The sequence below is a fragment of the Amycolatopsis jiangsuensis genome, assembly GCF_014204865.1.
In the GTDB taxonomy this organism is placed as follows: domain Bacteria; phylum Actinomycetota; class Actinomycetes; order Mycobacteriales; family Pseudonocardiaceae; genus Amycolatopsis; species Amycolatopsis jiangsuensis.
The window spans coordinates 7,187,513-7,202,810 of sequence record NZ_JACHMG010000001.1; the positions used below are offsets into that span (position 1 = coordinate 7,187,513).

Annotated in this window: 18 protein-coding genes; 9 read left to right on the forward strand and 9 right to left on the reverse strand. The window is 71.3% G+C overall.

What is annotated here, in order from left to right:
* The first annotated feature begins 11 nt into the window (after positions 1-11).
* Together BJY18_RS32535 and BJY18_RS32540 are read left to right on the forward strand one after the other, a co-directional pair.
* On the forward strand, positions 12-2,033 hold the full coding sequence (locus BJY18_RS32535) for a CocE/NonD family hydrolase (protein ID WP_184783691.1): 2,022 nt from the start codon (positions 12-14) through the stop codon (positions 2,031-2,033).
* 134 nt (positions 2,034-2,167) lie between these two features.
* Positions 2,168-2,590 (forward strand): hypothetical protein, encoded by a 423-nt coding sequence (locus tag BJY18_RS32540; protein WP_184783692.1) that lies wholly within the window; start codon positions 2,168-2,170, stop codon positions 2,588-2,590.
* 65 nt (positions 2,591-2,655) lie between these two features.
* Here the strand turns inward: BJY18_RS32540 and BJY18_RS32545 are convergent, their stop codons facing one another.
* On the reverse strand, positions 2,656-2,934 hold the full coding sequence (locus BJY18_RS32545) for a DUF3040 domain-containing protein (RefSeq protein ID WP_184783693.1): 279 nt from the start codon (positions 2,932-2,934) through the stop codon (positions 2,656-2,658).
* A gap of 121 nt (positions 2,935-3,055) precedes the next feature.
* Here BJY18_RS32545 and BJY18_RS32550 point away from each other — a divergent pair, with 121 nt between their 5' ends.
* Both BJY18_RS32550 and BJY18_RS32555 read left to right on the forward strand, forming a co-directional pair.
* Positions 3,056-3,379: a DUF3140 domain-containing protein gene (locus BJY18_RS32550; RefSeq protein ID WP_184783694.1), complete on the forward strand. Its 324-nt coding sequence runs from the start codon at positions 3,056-3,058 to the stop codon at positions 3,377-3,379.
* Between the two features lie 37 nt (positions 3,380-3,416).
* On the forward strand, positions 3,417-4,361 hold the full coding sequence (locus BJY18_RS32555) for a hypothetical protein (protein ID WP_184783695.1): 945 nt from the start codon (positions 3,417-3,419) through the stop codon (positions 4,359-4,361).
* A 304-nt stretch (positions 4,362-4,665) separates the two neighbouring features.
* On the opposite strand, the gene BJY18_RS32560 is transcribed toward BJY18_RS32555, so the two are convergent.
* A complete protein-coding gene (locus tag BJY18_RS32560; RefSeq protein ID WP_246459034.1) occupies positions 4,666-5,076 on the reverse strand; it encodes a hypothetical protein in 411 nt (136 codons plus the stop codon).
* Positions 5,077-5,186: 110 nt separating this feature from the next.
* On the opposite strand from BJY18_RS32560, the gene BJY18_RS32565 reads away from it, so the two are divergent.
* Positions 5,187-6,137, forward strand: coding sequence for a zinc-binding dehydrogenase (locus tag BJY18_RS32565; protein WP_246459035.1), 951 nt, complete (start codon positions 5,187-5,189; stop codon positions 6,135-6,137).
* 118 nt (positions 6,138-6,255) lie between these two features.
* Here BJY18_RS32565 and BJY18_RS32570 read toward each other — a convergent pair whose 3' ends face one another.
* Together BJY18_RS32570 and BJY18_RS32575 are read right to left on the reverse strand one after the other, a co-directional pair.
* Positions 6,256-6,465 (reverse strand): hypervirulence associated TUDOR domain-containing protein, encoded by a 210-nt coding sequence (locus BJY18_RS32570; RefSeq protein WP_184783696.1) that lies wholly within the window; start codon positions 6,463-6,465, stop codon positions 6,256-6,258.
* Entirely contained in the window at positions 6,462-7,520 is a 1,059-nt protein-coding gene (locus tag BJY18_RS32575) for an FUSC family protein (protein ID WP_246459038.1), read from the reverse strand. Before BJY18_RS32575 ends, BJY18_RS32570 begins: the two co-directional genes overlap by 4 nt.
* Before the next feature lie 97 nt (positions 7,521-7,617).
* Here BJY18_RS32575 and BJY18_RS32580 point away from each other — a divergent pair, with 97 nt between their 5' ends.
* Entirely contained in the window at positions 7,618-8,049 is a 432-nt protein-coding gene (locus BJY18_RS32580) for an SPW repeat domain-containing protein (RefSeq protein WP_184783697.1), read from the forward strand.
* Between the two features lie 3 nt (positions 8,050-8,052).
* Here BJY18_RS32580 and BJY18_RS32585 read toward each other — a convergent pair whose 3' ends face one another.
* The 5 genes from BJY18_RS32585 to BJY18_RS32605 form a co-directional block, all read right to left on the reverse strand.
* A complete protein-coding gene (locus BJY18_RS32585; RefSeq protein ID WP_184783698.1) occupies positions 8,053-9,540 on the reverse strand; it encodes an FAD-dependent oxidoreductase in 1,488 nt (495 codons plus the stop codon).
* The gene (locus BJY18_RS32590) at positions 9,537-9,977 is read right to left on the reverse strand and encodes a DUF4383 domain-containing protein (RefSeq protein WP_184783699.1); all 441 of its coding nucleotides are present in this window, start codon (positions 9,975-9,977) and stop codon (positions 9,537-9,539) included. The genes BJY18_RS32585 and BJY18_RS32590 overlap by 4 nt, the downstream gene beginning before the upstream one ends.
* A gap of 93 nt (positions 9,978-10,070) precedes the next feature.
* Positions 10,071-10,472 (reverse strand): hypothetical protein, encoded by a 402-nt coding sequence (locus BJY18_RS32595; RefSeq protein WP_184783700.1) that lies wholly within the window; start codon positions 10,470-10,472, stop codon positions 10,071-10,073.
* A 58-nt stretch (positions 10,473-10,530) separates the two neighbouring features.
* Entirely contained in the window at positions 10,531-10,881 is a 351-nt protein-coding gene (locus BJY18_RS32600) for an STAS domain-containing protein (RefSeq protein WP_184783701.1), read from the reverse strand.
* A gap of 4 nt (positions 10,882-10,885) precedes the next feature.
* Entirely contained in the window at positions 10,886-11,851 is a 966-nt protein-coding gene (locus tag BJY18_RS32605; RefSeq protein ID WP_184783702.1) for an SDR family NAD(P)-dependent oxidoreductase, read from the reverse strand.
* A 95-nt stretch (positions 11,852-11,946) separates the two neighbouring features.
* On the opposite strand from BJY18_RS32605, the gene BJY18_RS32610 reads away from it, so the two are divergent.
* From BJY18_RS32610 to BJY18_RS37855, 3 genes are read left to right on the forward strand one after another with little or no spacing between them, the layout of a single operon-like run.
* Positions 11,947-12,345 (forward strand): DUF6292 family protein, encoded by a 399-nt coding sequence (locus BJY18_RS32610; protein WP_184783703.1) that lies wholly within the window; start codon positions 11,947-11,949, stop codon positions 12,343-12,345.
* 57 nt (positions 12,346-12,402) lie between these two features.
* Positions 12,403-14,199, forward strand: coding sequence for a thiamine pyrophosphate-requiring protein (locus BJY18_RS32615; protein WP_184783704.1), 1,797 nt, complete (start codon positions 12,403-12,405; stop codon positions 14,197-14,199).
* Positions 14,196-15,296, forward strand: coding sequence for an enolase C-terminal domain-like protein (locus BJY18_RS37855; protein WP_184783705.1), 1,101 nt, complete (start codon positions 14,196-14,198; stop codon positions 15,294-15,296). Before BJY18_RS32615 ends, BJY18_RS37855 begins: the two co-directional genes overlap by 4 nt.
* Positions 15,297-15,298: the final 2 nt, after the last annotated feature.

Below are 15,298 nucleotides of genomic sequence, written 5' to 3' on the forward strand. Positions count from 1 at the left end.
TCCGGTTTGCCATGATCACGCGTGCGCTGGCTTCCCTGCCGTATGAGATCATCGAGGATGAGGACGTGCGGATCCCGCTTTCCGACGGGGTCCGTCTCGCCGCGCGCATCTGGCGCCCGGCCGGCTCGGAATCACTGCCGGTGCCCGGAATCCTCGAGTACATCCCGTACCGCAAACGCGACCTGACCTCCGTGCGCGACTCGATCCACCATCCCTATCTCGCCGGGCACGGTTATGCCTGCGTACGGGTGGACATCCGCGGCACCGGCGAATCGGAAGGAGTGCTCGCCGACGAGTACCTGGAACGCGAGCAACAGGACGCCGAAGAAGTCCTCGAGTGGCTCGCGCGGCAGCCGTGGTGCACCGGACGCACCGGGATGATGGGCATTTCCTGGGGCGGGTTCGCCGCGCTGCAGGTCGCCGCGCGGCGACCGCCGAGCCTCGGTGCGATCGTGATCTCGTCGTTCACCGACGACCGGTTCGCCGATGACATGCACTACATGGGCGGGTGCCTGCTCTCGGACAACATCGCCGAGTCCGGCACGATGTTCGGCGAGGCGACGCTGCCGCCCGACCCGGCGCTGGTCGGGCCGCGGTGGCGGGAGATGTGGCTGGAGCGGCTGGAGAACTGCAGCCTGTGGGCCGAACAGTGGCTGTGGCACCAGCGCCGCGACAGCTACTGGCGCCACGCCTCGGTGTCCGAGGACTACAGCTCGGTGCAGTGTCCGGTGCTCGCCTCCAGCGGCTGGGCGGACGGCTACTCCAACGCCGTCACCCGGCTGCTCGCGAACCTGGACGTGCCGCGGCGCGGGCTGATCGGCCCGTGGTCGCACAAGTACCCGCATCTGGGCGAGCCCGGACCGGCCATCGGCTACCTGCAGGAAGTCGTGCGGTGGTGGGACCACTGGCTGAAGGACGCGGACAACGGCGCGATGGACGGGCCGGTGCTGCGGACGTGGATGCAGGAGAGCGTGCCGCCCTCGACGTCCTACGAGGACCGGCCCGGCCGGTGGATCGGCGAACCGGACTGGCCTTCGCCCCGCGTCGAACCACTCGTGCACCCGCTCGCGCGGTACCGGCTGGCCGACCCCGGCGAGGAGGTGCCCGACGAACGGCTGACCGTGTCGTCCCCGTTGTCGGTCGGGCAGTTCGCCGGGAAATGGGCCTCCTACAGCGCCCCTCCGGACCTGCCCTACGACCAGCGTGAGGAGGATGGCGGATCGCTCGTCTTCGACACCGACGTGCTCACCGAGCGCTGTGAAATCCTCGGCGCGCCGACGCTACGACTCGCGGTGTCCGCGGATCGGCCGATCGCGATGGTCGCCGCCCGGCTCTCCGACGTGGCTCCCGATGGCCGCGCGACCCGTGTGACCTACGGCCTGCTCAACCTGACCCACCGCGAGGGGCACCGCGAACCACAGCCGCTGGTCCCCGGCGAGGAGTACTCGGTCGAACTCGAGCTGAACGGGGTGGCGCAGGCCTTTCCGGCCGGGCACCGGATCCGGCTCTCGCTGTCCAGCTCGTACTGGCCGCTGGCCTGGCCGCCGCCCGAGCCGGTCACGTTGACCGTCCACACCGGACGCAGCGGGCTGACCCTGCCGGTGCGGCCCGCCGTCGAGGAGCAGGATCACGGGTTCGCCGAACCGGAGGGCACCCCGCCGCTGAGCACGAGGCAGGTCAGCGCGCCCGAACAGCGCTGGACGGTGTCGCGGGACCTGATCGGCTACCACTCGGCACTGGACGTGGTGAAGAACTCCGGCACCATCCACTACGACGACATCGACCTGGACATCAGCCGGGACGTACGCGAGCGCTACGCCTGGGTGGCCGACGACTTCTGCTCCGCCACCGCGGAAACCGCGTGGACGGTGATGTTCCGGCGGGGGGACTGGAGCACCCGCAGCGAGACCCGGACGCGGGTCAGCTGCACCCCGGCCGAGTTCGTGATCGACGCGACGCTCGACGGGTACGAGGACGGGCGGCGGATCGTCTCGCGAAACTGGCACCGCACCGTCCCGCGTGACCTGCTGTGATCACTCCACGGACTCCGGGCAGGACGTCAGAGTGATCCAGATCACGTCGGGTGGTATGCGTAGTGCGTCCGATCGCGGGCAACCGTGAGCCCACGTGGCGGAGACGTCCTTCGCCCGATCGGAAGGAGAATTCCATGCACCGCAACGTTCGTCGTATCGTCGCCGCCGGCGCACTGGCACTGCCGCTGACGCTCGGTGCCGCGGGCATCGCCTCGGCCGACAGCTACGACAGCTCGACCGTGTCGGCCGGTCCGGACGGCGTGACCACCAGCTCGACGCACGCCAGCACGGGCACCTCGGGGGCACGCGACGACGGCGGCAACGGCGCCAACTACGACCAGAACAACTCGTCCGCGGGCCCGGACGGCGCGGGGAACGACTACACCCACGCCGCCGCCGACGGCAACGGTGGCGCCAGCTACGAGCAGGGCAGCAACTGGGCGGGCCCGGACGGTGCGACCTCCAGTCACACCGGCTCGAGCACCGGCGGATCGGACTCGGGCACGGACTCCGACACCGGCAACGGTGGCGGCGGCCTGCTGGGTGGTCTGCTCTGACCCGCTGATCTGACACGTCGTCGGCCGGTCTCCCGCACGGAGACCGGCCTTCGGCGTGCGCGCAGTCAGGTGGTGTGTCCTCGGGCGCGGTGGGGGAATCCCTTCATGCACCGGGAATGCACGAGCACGAGCGCGCACAGCGCGAGAAAGCCGAAGAATCCGAGCGCGCCGTCGGCGGCCACCACGCCGGTCACGAAGGTGAGCACGGCGGTGAGGTCGGCCAGCAGGATGACGGCGCGCCAGGGAATGCGTTCGGCCCGGGCAGCGAGCAGGTGCCGAGCCGGTGCGGGCGGCAGCCCGTCCTCCAGCCGTCGCAGGGCACGCAGGTCTTGGTCGTCCAGCATGGGATCTCCTGACGTCGGTGAGGCCGACCGGCTACCCCCGCAGCCACCGGTTACGCGGGTAGCCGCCGGACCGGACGGGTAGTCGGCGAGCAGGGCGGGGGTAGAAGGAAGGAGCTGGGACGTGGACGAGGAACTCTGGGCGGATTTTCACCGCGTGGTGAACATGACCTCGCGGGAACTGGCCGACTGGCTGCGTACCCGGGAGGCCGGGACCGACGAGGAGCCGCTGCCGGATCAGGCGGGAAGCCCGACCGGGCACCAGGTGCTTGCGGTACTGGGCAAGCGCAAGTCGGATGTGGACGAGCACGACGAAGCGCTGATGCGCCGCGTAGTGGAACGGGTCCGCGAAACTCGCCGCGACGATCTGGAGCCGGTCGCGGGCGAAGCGCACTGGCGGCGGCGCCTGATGTCGCTGGGCCACGATCCGCTGAAACCACCGGCGTGAGCGGTGTGCCGGGGCCCTCAGCGGGTAGTCACCGTCCATGGTGAACCTGATGCGCGGCGTGGCCCGCGGTGTGACCGCCGGAGCGGCCGGAACGACAGCATTGAACGCCGCGAGCGGTCTCGACTCGGTGGTCCGCGCACGGCCGGCCAGCACGGTGCCGGAGCAGCTGGTGGAACGCGTGGCGAAGGACGCCATCCCCGGCAGGGGAAAGGTCAGGAAGAACCGGGTCGCGGCACTCGGACCGCTGGCCGGCATAGGCAACGGCGTGGGAATCGGCGGTCTCGCGGGCGGTCTGCGCGCGGTGGGCCTGCGGCTGCCGGCCGGGCTGGGCGGACCGGTGCTGGGGCTGGCCGCGATGGTCGCCACCGATGGGCCTGTCGCGCTGACGAAGGTTTCGCGCCCGGCCGAATGGAGCACCGACGACTGGCTGGCCGACATCGTGCCGCATCTCGCGTACGGCGTGGTCACCCACCGGACCATCGCCTCGCTTTCGAAGGACGAGGAGCGTCCCCCACCCGCAGCGCGCTGTCGCACGCTGATTCGGGCGGGCGCACTCGGCGCCGCGACCGGACTGCGGAGCAGCATCGGAATGAGCGCGCTGTCGTTGAGCGCCCGCCGCGACGATGCCGGTGTTTCGTCGAGGATCGCCGGGCCGTGGGCCAAGACGGGCAGTGTGGTGGTCGCGGCCGGAGAAACGGTGCTGGACAAGCAACCCACGACACCCGACCGCACCGAGCCGCCGGGCTTGCTGCCGCGAGCCGGGCTGGCCGCCACGTCCGGTGGTGCCGTCGCGGCCCGTTACGGCGAGGATCCGGACCTGCCGGCCCTGGTCGGCGCCGCGGCCGCGATCGGCAGTGCGATGGCCGGGATCCGGTTCCGGGCAGTGGCGCGGAAACGCTGCGGGAAGGACCTCCCCGGCGCGCTGGTGGAAGACGCGGTGGCCGTCGTACTCAGCTGGCTGGCGGTCCGTCGCGGCAAGTGATCTCGTGGGGCCGGCTGGCGGGCGGTCCGTTGCGGCACGTGACTCGGTGGGGCTGGCCGGCGGTTCGTTGTGGCAAGTGATTCCGTGGGGCAGGCACGCGGGAAGAGTCGGGACGGCCTCAGGCGGCCCGGGAGACAGGTACGCGGGACGGCCCGGGGATGACCCGTGACGGCCCGGGATGGCACTGCGATGTCGCGGCGGTGTCCCGGGTTCGGCCCCTGAAGCTCCGGCGATGTCGCCGCGACCCACCGCGCTTCGGCGAAGTCGGTATTCGTGCGCGCCTCGGCGTACCGAGCTGGGAACGTCAGCCTTCGGTGATTCGCTGCACCGCGAGGGCGACCAGTTCCGGGCGGGCGCACGTCACGGTCAGGTTGGGGTGTTTCAGCAGTCCCCAGGGTTCGATTCCCGGTACCGGCTCCCGAAATCGCAGACACACCGCGTTTTCCGTGCTGGTGCCGAAGGTGAGGCCGCGGTCGCTCAGGGACAGCCGCACGCCGAGTGCGCGGACCGCGCGCAGCGGGCCGGTCACCTCGGCGCCGGCGAGGTTCGTCAGTGGCGTGGTGACCAGCCAGGGGCCGAACCGGACCCGCAGGCCCTCCGCGGTCAGCCGGAGCCCGCTCCGGAAGAGGCGTGACCAGGTGTGGTCGTGCACGAAGTCCGCGGTGAGCCGGTGCCGCGACGCAGCTGCGAGCTCGGCGGCCGTTGCGGGGGACATGCTTGCCTCCAAGCAGGGGAGTCGGGGCCAGTCTCCGGCGGTTACCCGGGGGGTGCGGGCGGAAACCCGCCCCGCGGTTTTCGCCGGGTGCGGCCGGGTAGCCGGGGCAGATGACTATGCGAGCAGTGGTGATCCGCGAATTCGGCGGTCCGGAAGTGCTCACCCCCACCGAGGTGGAGGTGCCCGAGCCTGGCCCGGGCCAGGTGCGGATCCGGGTGGTCGCCGCGGCCACCAACCCGGTCGAGGCCAAGATCCGCCAGGGCGTCGCGATGCCGGATCTCCCGCTCCCGGCGATCCTCGGCGGCGACGTGTCGGGGGTGGTCGACGCGGTCGGCCCCGGCGTGGCGGATCCGGCCGTGGGAGACGAGGTCTATTGCACGCCGGAGCTCACCGCCCGGCAGGCGGGTTATGCCGAGTACTGCGTGGTTTCCGCGTCGATCGCGGCACCGAAACCGCGTTCCCTCGGCCATCGCGAGGCGGCCGCGATCCCGCTCGCCGGCGGTACCGCCTGGGAGGCGATCGTGCGGCGGCTGGCGGTCCGGCCCGGGGAAACCGTTCTGGTGCAAGGAGGTTCCGGCGGGGTCGGGACGTTCGCGGTGCAGTTCGCCGTCGCGGCGGGGGGCAGGGTGCTCGCCACCGCGGGCCCGAAGAACCAGGACCTGCTCAGCGAGCTGGGTGCGGTGGCGATCGACTACCACCGCGACGACCCGGCGCAGGTGACCCGCGACGAGACCGGTGGACACGGCGCGGACGCCGTCCTCGACCTCGTGGGCGGCGAGAACCTGGCGACCAGCTGCCGGGCCGCGCGGGACTTCGGGCGGATCGCGACCGTCCTGCCGCCGTCCGGTGAACTTCCCGATCTGTACCAGCGCAACCAGGTCCTGCACGGGATCATGCTGACCCGCGAACGTGCCCGGCTGGACGAGATGACCCCGGTGTTCGAACGGGGGCAGGCCCGGCCCGTGGTGACCGGAGTCCTGCCGCTCGACCGGGTCCGCGAGTCTCACGAACAGCTCGATTCCGGGCACGGCCGCGGGAAAACCGTTCTGGAAGTCGGCTGAGGTTTCGTCCCGGATGGTGCCGGGAATGCTTCGGGTGGAGATGTTCTTCGGCATGCAGAAGCGCGTCTCAAAGTCCCGCCGGGTCCAGGTGATGCGGCCCGGCGGGGCGCTTTTCCGCTCAGAGCGGATGAATCTTGTCCGGATGGTGCACGGCGGTGGCGCCGGACTTGTCGCTGCGGACGAGGTACTGGGGAGCGTCGGCGGAGGCCTTGACGTGCCGGCCACCCGCTTCGGTGTCACTGGTGATCTTCTTTTCCACGATACCGGTGGAACTCTGGTTTCCGGCGTCCCAGCGGACGCGGTCACCGCGGTGGAATTCCTTGCTCATGAGGTCCTCCTTGATTCCGAATATCCGACTGCGATCAGCAGATCTCGTGCGCAGGCGCGGGCGGCGTACACCGCTGCGCCCGGGTAACCCGGGGTGGGCTCGCCAACCGGTTCCAGTACCTGCAGAGCGTGTTCGGCCGCCGCGCCGGCGGCCCGCCCGTCGTCGCTGTTCGCCAGTGCGGCGCACGCGTCGGCCAGTGCGGTGACGGCGTCGTGCAGCGCCGGCGGCAAACGGTCGTGACGGTCGAGCGCGGCACCGGTGATGCGCACCAAGCTCAGTACCGCGTTCGCCTGCAAGGTCAGCTGCTCGCTGTGGCCGGCCGAACGGCGCACGCGCTCGCGCAGCGGCCATCTCCGCGGCGCGAACACGACCACCTGCCGGGCGGTCGTGCGGGCTTGGGTCAGCGACGCCAGATCGCCGTGAATCCGGTGTCCCACCTCGAGTTCCCAATCCTCGCTGCGGAGCGGACGGTCGGTGGTGAGCTGTTCGGCGAGGTCGGCCAGCGCGTCGCGCAGCCCGGTGAACAGCCGCCGCACCGCTTCACGCAGCAGCCGTCGTGGATCGGCGGGCAGCAGCAGTACCCCGATCACCACGGTGACGCCGCCGCCGATCAGTGCGTCGACGAGCCGTTCGGTCCCGGACCCGGGTTTGTGCAGTGCCAGGATCAACACAGCGGACGCGGTCGTCTGGTTGACGAACATCAGTCCCTGCCCGAACATCCCTCCGCCCACCGCGAGCGCCACGTACATCGCGACCAGTGCCGCGACGGCGAACGCCAGCGCGCCGGTCCCCGCGACCGCCTCCACGAGGGTGCCGATGCCGATGCCCAGCGCCACGCCGGTCATCAACTGCACTGCCCGCTGTCCGCGCAGCACGTCGCTGGCCGACAACGAGACAGCGGCCGCGATCGGGGCGAAGAACGGCTGCGGATGCCCGAGCAGATCGTGCGTGACGTACCACGAAGCGCTCACCGCGACCGCGGTCTGCACCACCGCCCAGCGGGCGCCGAGCATGCGGTGTCCCGCCGCGGTCGCGAGCTGCCTGGCACGGCTCATCCGGTCGGTTTACCCGGCCGGCCGGTGCGGAAACGAGGTTTCCCGGCCCCGCCTGCGGGTATCACGCGAACCCCACCCGTCGAAGGAGGAAACCCGGATGAAGAGGGCCGTGGCCGCCGGGCTCGATCCCGGTGACCGGAAACTACGCGAGAGCCGGCTGACCCTCGGTGCGGAACTGCTGGCCGGAGCCTGGCTGATCGTCGCCGCGTTCGTGTTCACCTACGCCTTCACCCTGGCCGGCGACACCGGGTTCTGGAACACCCTCGTCTGCGGCGTGGTCGTCGCGGCCGTGGCGCTGATCCGGCTCGTCCAGCCCGACCGCGCACGCCTGCTGGGCGTGGTGAACGTCCTGATCGCCGCCTGGCTGATCGTCTCCCCGTTCGCCTTCGGTTACCCGAAAGAGGGCCACCGCGACGCGCTGCGCACCGATTCCTTGATCGTCGGCATCCTGCTGGCCATCGTCGCGGTCATCTCGCTGACGGTCGCGGTGCGCCGCCGGCGCGGCGACTTCCCGCGCTCCGAGGGCTGAAAATCACGGTTGCCGCCGGGGCAGCGGTTCGGTCGCGGGCCCTTCCAGCACGGCGCCGTCCACGTCGAACCGGGATCCGTGGCAGGGGCAGTCCCAGCTGCGTTCGGCGGCGTTGAACCGCACGAAGCAGCCGAGGTGAGTGCAGCGCATCGACACCGCGTGCAGGCCACCTTCACGGTCCCGGTACACCCCCTTGCGGCCTCGGCCGTCCGGCAGTACCCGTGCCTGGTCGACCGCGATGTCGTCGGTGGTCTTCGCCTCGGCCGGGGCGAGCCGGTCGCCGACGAGGTCCTTGGCGACCTTCGCGTTCTGCCGGAGCAGGCTGGGCGCCGACCGAGGCGAGAACCGCTGCGGTGAGAAGAGTTCGCGGTGCGGGTTGAGTGAGCCGGTGATTCCGTCGGCGATCACCGTCGCCGCCACGGTGCCCATCGCCAGGCCCCATTTGCCGAATCCGGTCGCGACCCACATCCGCTGCGCGCCCGGGAAGTACGGTCCGGCCACCGGGACGCTGTCGTAACTCTTCGGGTCCTGTGCCGACCACCGGTGCGTGACTTCGCCGATGTCGAAGTGCCGCGCGGCGAACTCGCTCAGCTCCGTGTAGCGCTCGAACCCGATCCGATCACCGGCCGGATGCCCCTGCCCGCCCAGGATCAGCTTGCCCCCGTGGGCGGCGAACGACCACACCGGACTTCCCGCGCTGATCGCGAGTTCCCCCGGCGGCGAGCCGGACCGCAGCGCGGCGGCGATGCAGTAGGAGCGCTGCACTTCCAGGCGTGGGAAGAACAATCCGCGGTCGAGGAGAGGATAGTGGGTCGCGACGACCACGGTGCCGGCCGAGAGCACGCCGTGGTCGGTGCGGACTCGGTACGGCGAGGTGGCACCGACGTGCCGGACCCGGCTGTTCTCGTAGACCCGGCCGCCCTCGGCCACGACGGCGTCGGCGAGGCCGCGGACGTAGTCGACCGGATGCAGCTCGATCTGCCCGGGCAGCCGGACCGCGCCGTGCACGGGTACCGGCAGGTCCAGCGTCGCACTCCACTCGACCGGCAGACCGGCGCGCTGCGCCGCCTGGTACTCGGCACGCACCGTTTCCCGTTCCGAGGTGGTGAGCGCGAAGGTCGCGGCGGATGCCCGGCGCAGCCCGCAGTCGATCGGCTCGGCGAGGGTCGCCAGCAGTTCGACGCCGGCTCGCGCGGCAGCCGCGTAACCGGCGGCGGTCGAGGTCCCGTGCTCGCGCTCCAGCGTCGAGTACACAGTGGACTGGAGTGCGGTGACCTTGGCGGTGTTGTTGCCGCTGGCTCCCTCGGCCACCCGGCCGGCTTCGACCACGGCCACGTCCTCGCCGCGGCGGGCGAGCAGCAGCGCGGTGGTCAGTCCCGCGATCCCGCCGCCGATGACCACGACACCGGCGCGTTCCCGGCCGCTCAACGGCTCTCGCGGCGTGCCACGGGCGGTGTCGAGCCACAGTGACTGTTCGGCGGTGGTGGTCATCGTGCCTCCGGATGACGGGCGCCCATCGGGAGCACGCCGAGCAGGATCATGCCGACGGCCAGGCCCAGGTGCAGCCAGTTGTCGGCGCTGTTGACCGGGACGAAGTTGGCGGCGCTGTCCTGGTCGATGATCAGCCCGTACAGCCACAGCAGCAGGTAGATCACGCCACCGACGAGCAGGAAGTTCCGAGCTCCGGCCGGAGTGCGCGCCAGCGCGAGCCCGGCGACGCCGAACGCGAGGTGCACGAGGTTGTGCAGGACCGAGACGCCGAACAGGCCGAACAGCAGGGCACCGGAATGGTGGCCCGCGCCGGCGAGCAGGTCGTAGTCCGTGGTGACGCCGGGGACGAAGCCGAGCACGCCGACGAGCAGGAACACCACTCCGACGACGGCGGCGACCAGCTGGCGCGGCGTACGCCGGACCGCGGTGGTGGTCATGGCCGGGCCTCCTGGGGAGTCAGCACGCCCCGGAGGTTCCGAGGCGCAGTCCACCGAGTAGCCCGTGCCCGGCCGCGCAAACCCGCGCGAGGTTCACCCGGCGAGTTCCACGGTCCACAGCAGGCAGTGCACGATCGCGGCGAGCCCGCTGCCGCGTGCGGCCAGTTCCAGCTGGCAGTTCAGTCCCGGCAGGTCCCCGTTCAGCTCCGCCAGCACTGCGCGCAGCGCGGCTCGCACGCCCGGTTCGAGTTCGTCGACGTCGGCCGGCAGCGCCGTCTCGTCGACGGCCACCGCGGTGAACACGACCTCTTCCGGTTGCGGGCCGAACCGGTCGCACACGGTGGCTGCGCAGCGGTGCACCAGATCGCGCAGCACCGAGGCCCGTCTGCTCCCGGCGCCGGCGGCCAGTTCGCTGAGCAGGTGCGCGACCTCGCCGAAGTCGCCACCGCGGGTCGCGGTCACCAGGTCGTCCGTGACAGCCTGCGCTGGGGTCATCTCCTCGCTCCTCGCTCCCGGGTCCGCTGAATCGTCCGCTTACCCGGGTTCGCGGCGGTCAACCGTGTTCGGCGACGGGAGATCCGGTGGCCACCGCGTGGTAGGCCGAACGCAGCGTTTCGTGCAGTTCGAGCAGTTCGCCGGCGTGCGAGGCCCACACCACGCGGGTGATCAGGTCCTCACCGGTCACGAGGCGGACACGCCGTCCGGCCGGCTTCGCGACGCGGGCGAACGCGAGCACAGCCTGTACCCCGGCTGAGCAGAACGCGCCGCAGCGGGACACGTCGATGACCACGTCCCCCGCGCTGTCGCCGGCCAGTTCGGCCAGCCGGTCGGCGAAGCCGGGCACGTCGGCGGTGTCCGGTGAGCCGGTCACCACGACCGTGCGCACCTGCTCGTGGATGTCCACCCGGTCAGCCGCGCGTGCTCGCCAGCGCGGACACGTGGTCCCAGAGCCGGGCCCGGGCGAGGCCGTCGTCCGCGCCCGCACCGAGCCAGTAGGTCACCGGCCGCGGCCGGCGGTCGTGCCACAGCCGGCCGGTGCTCTCGATCGCCTCCGGCGAACCGCCGAGCCACACCACGGTGTCGGCGCCCTCCTCCGGGTCGCGGATGATCGGCAGCGTCAGCTTCCGGAACAGCGGCATCCAGCCGCGGACGCCCTGGGTGTCGGCCCATCCCGGATGCATCGCGTGCACGTGGACGTGCTGGTCGGCGAGGCGGACCGCCCACTGTTCGGTCAGCACGAGCTGTTCCCGTTTCGTCCGGGCGTAGATCTTCTTCGGACCGTAGGAGGTGTTCTCGGATTCGAGGTCGTCGCCGGGGATCTTCTGGTCGTACTGCCCGCCGGAGGTCACGTTGATCACCCGCGACGGCGCCGACCGGGCCAGCAGCGGGCCCAATCCGTCGATGAGGATCCACGGCGCCAGTACGTGCGTGGCGAAGGTCAGCTCGACGCCGTCGGCGGAGTGCTCACGTTCGTCCGGCATCACGCCCGCGTTGTTGACCAGCACGTCCAGGCGTTCCTCGGCGGCGGTGAAGCGGCTCAGGAACGCCCGGATGTCCGCGACGCCGCTGAGGTCGCAGGTCACCGGCCGGACGTCGGCGTCGGGCACCCGCTTCCGGACGGCGTCGGCGGCTTCCGCGGCCCGCTCGTCGGAGCGTCCGAGCACGCGCAGCGAGGCGCCCAGCCGGGCGAACCCGACCGCGGCGGCCTGTCCGATGCCCGACCCGGCGCCGGTCACGAGCACGACCTTCCCTGGCATCGGCGGCGGATCGGCGGGCCAGCCGGGCAGCTGCCGCCGCACCCGCAAGCCGACGTTTCCGTAGCCGAGCACGACGGTGCGATCCAGCGCGGTGTCGATGGTGTCTGCGAGTGTCATCGTCCCCGCGTACCCGGGCAGGGCGACGGGCAATCGTCAGGTGTGACGGCGAGGAAAACGGGTACCGCTGCAGGGGTGGCGAAGGAGGTGCGCCGGTGAAGCCGGAACCCGGGCACGACCGGGCGGCGGCCCTGCGGAAGTACGTGCAGGCCGTGGCCGGGTTGCTGGGAGTCGAACCGGGCGCGTGCTGGAGTGAGCACAGCAGTCCGTCCACGGCCTACATCGCACTCGCCGCGACCTCGCGGTGTCACCCGGGGCGACTGCTGATGGTGCAGTGGAGCAGCGACGCCGGCTGGTGCCTCGCGCTCGAACCGGCCGGGGCGGAAGCGCCGGTGGTGGTCGCGCAGTGGCCACGGCCGCTGTCCCCGGATCCGGTCGTGGTGGCCCGCCGCGTCCGGCAGGTGCTGCAGGCGACGGCAACGTCCACGACGTCCGCAGTGTCCAAGGCGCCTGCATCGTCCACAGTGTCCATATCGGACCAGCGCATCGGGTGAGCACCGGCTGTGTACCGGTGGCGTGACCGGGTATTCCGAACGGGGTGAGGAGGTTTCATGGCTGAGACAGTCGGCGACTACCTGCTGCAGCGGTTGCGGGAGTGGGGTGTCGAGCAGGTCTTCGGGTATCCCGGGGACGGGATCAACGGCATCGTCGCCTCGTTCGGCAAGGCCGGCAACGAGCCACGGTTCGTGCAGGCCCGGCACGAAGAGATGGCGGCGTTCGAGGCAGTCGGTTTCGCGAAGTTCAGCGGCGAGGTCGGGATTTGCATGGCCACTTCCGGGCCGGGGGCGATCCACCTGCTGAACGGGCTCTACGACGCCAAACTCGACCACGTTCCGGTGGTGGCGATCGTCGGCCAGACCGCGCGCAGCGCGATGGGCGGCAGCTACCAGCAGGAAGTGGACCTTCAGGCGCTGTACAAGGACGTCGCCGGCGAGTACCTGGTCGAGGTCAACGTGGCCCAGCAGCTGCCGAACGCGCTCGACCGCGCCATCCGCAGCGCGCAGGCCAGCCGTGGCCCGGCAGCGCTGATCATCCCGGCGGACCTGCAGGAGGAGGAGTACTCGCCGCCGCAGCACACGTTCAAGCAGGTACCGTCGAGCACCCCGGGGACCGCGTGGCCGCGCCCGGTGCCCGCCGACGGCGACCTCGACGGGGCGGCGGAAGTGCTCAACGCGGGCGAGAAGGTCGCGATCCTCGTCGGCCAGGGCGCGCGAGCCGGCGCCGCCGAGGTGCGCGAAGTCGCCGACGTCACCGGCGCCGGCGTGGCGAAGGCGTTGCTGGGCAAGGACGTCCTGCCGGACGATCTGCCGTACGTGACCGGCGCGATCGGGCTGCTGGGCACGCGGCCGAGCTACGAGCTGATGCGGGACTGCGACACCCTGCTCATCGTCGGCTCGAACTTCCCGTACAGCCAGTTCCTGCCCGAGTTCGGACAGGCCCGCGCCGTGCAGATCGACCTCGACGGCCGGTTCATCGGCATGCGCTATCCGACCGAGGTGAACCTCGTCGGCGACAGCGCGGCCACGTTGCGCGCGCTGCTGCCGAAGCTGCGCCGCAAGGACGAGCGGTCGTGGCGGGAGACGATCGAGAAGAACGTCGCGTCCTGGTGGGACACCGTCGACCGGGAAGCCGACGTGGCCGCCGAGCCGGTGAACCCGATGGCGATCGTGTCGCAGCTTTCCCGTCGCATCCCGGACAACGCGATCGTGACCGCGGACTCCGGCTCCTCGACCAACTGGTACGCCAGGAACCTGCGGATCCGCGGGGGGATCCGGGGTTCGCTCTCGGGCACCCTGGCCACCATGGGTCCCGGTGTGCCGTATGCGATCGGGGCGAAGTTCGCGCATCCGGACCGGCCGGTGATCGCGCTCGTCGGCGACGGCGCGATGCAGATGAACGGCCTCGCCGAGCTGATCACCATCGCCCGCTACCGGAGCCTGTGGACCGACCCGCGGTGCGTGATCTGCGTGTTCCACAACAACGACCTCAACCAGGTCACCTGGGAGCTGCGGGCAATGGGCGGCGCCCCGAAGTTCGAGGAGTCCCAGAGCCTGCCCGACGTCGACTACGCCGGGTTCGCCCGGTCCCTCGGCCTGACCGCGCGCAACGTCGACCGGCCCGAGCAGCTCGGCGAGGCCTGGGACGCGGCGCTCTCCGCGGACGGGCCTTCGGTGCTGGACGTGCGCTGTGACCCGGAGGTGCCGCCGATCCCGCCGCACGCGACGTTCGAGCAGATGAAGTCCGCGGCACAGGCGGTGCTGAAGGGCGACCCGAACGCACTGCACCTGGTGGCCCAGGGTGTGAAGACCAAGCTCCAGGAGTTCGTCCCCGGGCGGCGGGAGAAGTGACCCAGCGGTCCCCGGTCCTCGACCGGGTGACGGCGGACGCGTACCGGGTGCCCACGCCCGCACCGGAGGGCGACGGCACGCTCGCATGGGACAGCACCACGATCATCGTCACGCAGGTGGCGGCGGGACCGGTGACCGGGCTGGGTTGGACCTACGCCGACGCGTCGTGCGTTCCGTTGATCGAGGGCAAGCTGGCGCCGGTGGTCACCGGGCGTCCGCTGGCCGACGTGCCGGGGTGCTGGACGGCGATGCAGCGGGCCATCCGGAACCTCGGCCGTCCCGGCCTGGTTTCCTGCGCGCTGTCGGCGATCGACATCGCGCTGTGGGACGCCGCGGCGCGGTGGCTGGAGCTGCCGGTGAGCCGGCTGCTCGGCCGGGTGTACGAGCGGGTGGCGCTGTACGGCAGCGGCGGCTTCACCACGATGCCGGACGACGAGTTCAGCCTGCAGCTGCGGCAGTGGGTGCACGAGCAGGACATTCCGCGGGTCAAGATCAAGATCGGCGAGTCCTGGGGCACCGAAGTGGAGCGCGACCTCGCGCGGATCCGGTTGGCACGGCAAGTGGTGGGCGAGGACGCCGACCTGTACGTGGATGCCAACGGCGCTTATTCGGTCGGGCAGGCGGCGCGGTTGCTCGAGCCGTTGCGGGAGCTGGGCGTGACCTGGTTCGAGGAGCCGGTTTCCAGCGACGACCTGGACGGACTGGCCCGGCTGCGGTCGTCCGGTGGGCCGGACATCGCCGCCGGCGAGTACGGCTACGATCTGCCCTACTTCGCCCGCATGGTGCCCGCGGTGGACTGTCTGCAAATCGATGTGACCCGCTGTGGTGGCTACACCGAGTGGCAGCGGTGCGCGGCGCTCGCCGCGGCGGCCAACCGTGAGGTGTCCGCGCATTGCGCGCCCAACCTGTCCGCGCACATCGCCGTGGCGACCCAGAACTTCCGCCACATCGAGTGGTTCGCCGACCACGACCGCATCGAGCGGCACTTCTTCGAAGGCTGCCTCGACCCCGGCGGCGGCACCGTCACCCCGTCCCTGTCCGAGCCCGGCCACGGGTTGACGTTCCAGCCCGACGCCGCCGCCGAATACCTGGCCTGAAG

What these genes read in the sequence shown, in the direction of transcription:
- BJY18_RS32535 (WP_184783691.1), top strand. Translation starts at nt 12, where the DNA reads ATGATCACGCGTGCGCTGGCTTCCCTGCCGTATGAGATCATCGAGGAT.
- BJY18_RS32540 (WP_184783692.1), top strand. Translation starts at nt 2,168, where the DNA reads ATGCACCGCAACGTTCGTCGTATCGTCGCCGCCGGCGCACTGGCACTG.
- BJY18_RS32545 (WP_184783693.1), bottom strand. Translation starts at nt 2,934, where the DNA reads ATGCTGGACGACCAAGACCTGCGTGCCCTGCGACGGCTGGAGGACGGG.
- BJY18_RS32555 (WP_184783695.1), top strand. Translation starts at nt 3,417, where the DNA reads ATGGTGAACCTGATGCGCGGCGTGGCCCGCGGTGTGACCGCCGGAGCG.
- BJY18_RS32560 (WP_246459034.1), bottom strand. Translation starts at nt 5,076, where the DNA reads ATGTCCCCCGCAACGGCCGCCGAGCTCGCAGCTGCGTCGCGGCACCGG.
- BJY18_RS32565 (WP_246459035.1), top strand. Translation starts at nt 5,187, where the DNA reads ATGACTATGCGAGCAGTGGTGATCCGCGAATTCGGCGGTCCGGAAGTG.
- BJY18_RS32570 (WP_184783696.1), bottom strand. Translation starts at nt 6,465, where the DNA reads ATGAGCAAGGAATTCCACCGCGGTGACCGCGTCCGCTGGGACGCCGGA.
- BJY18_RS32575 (WP_246459038.1), bottom strand. Translation starts at nt 7,520, where the DNA reads ATGAGCCGTGCCAGGCAGCTCGCGACCGCGGCGGGACACCGCATGCTC.
- BJY18_RS32580 (WP_184783697.1), top strand. Translation starts at nt 7,618, where the DNA reads ATGAAGAGGGCCGTGGCCGCCGGGCTCGATCCCGGTGACCGGAAACTA.
- BJY18_RS32585 (WP_184783698.1), bottom strand. Translation starts at nt 9,540, where the DNA reads ATGACCACCACCGCCGAACAGTCACTGTGGCTCGACACCGCCCGTGGC.
- BJY18_RS32590 (WP_184783699.1), bottom strand. Translation starts at nt 9,977, where the DNA reads ATGACCACCACCGCGGTCCGGCGTACGCCGCGCCAGCTGGTCGCCGCC.
- BJY18_RS32595 (WP_184783700.1), bottom strand. Translation starts at nt 10,472, where the DNA reads ATGACCCCAGCGCAGGCTGTCACGGACGACCTGGTGACCGCGACCCGC.
- BJY18_RS32605 (WP_184783702.1), bottom strand. Translation starts at nt 11,851, where the DNA reads ATGACACTCGCAGACACCATCGACACCGCGCTGGATCGCACCGTCGTG.
- BJY18_RS32615 (WP_184783704.1), top strand. Translation starts at nt 12,403, where the DNA reads ATGGCTGAGACAGTCGGCGACTACCTGCTGCAGCGGTTGCGGGAGTGG.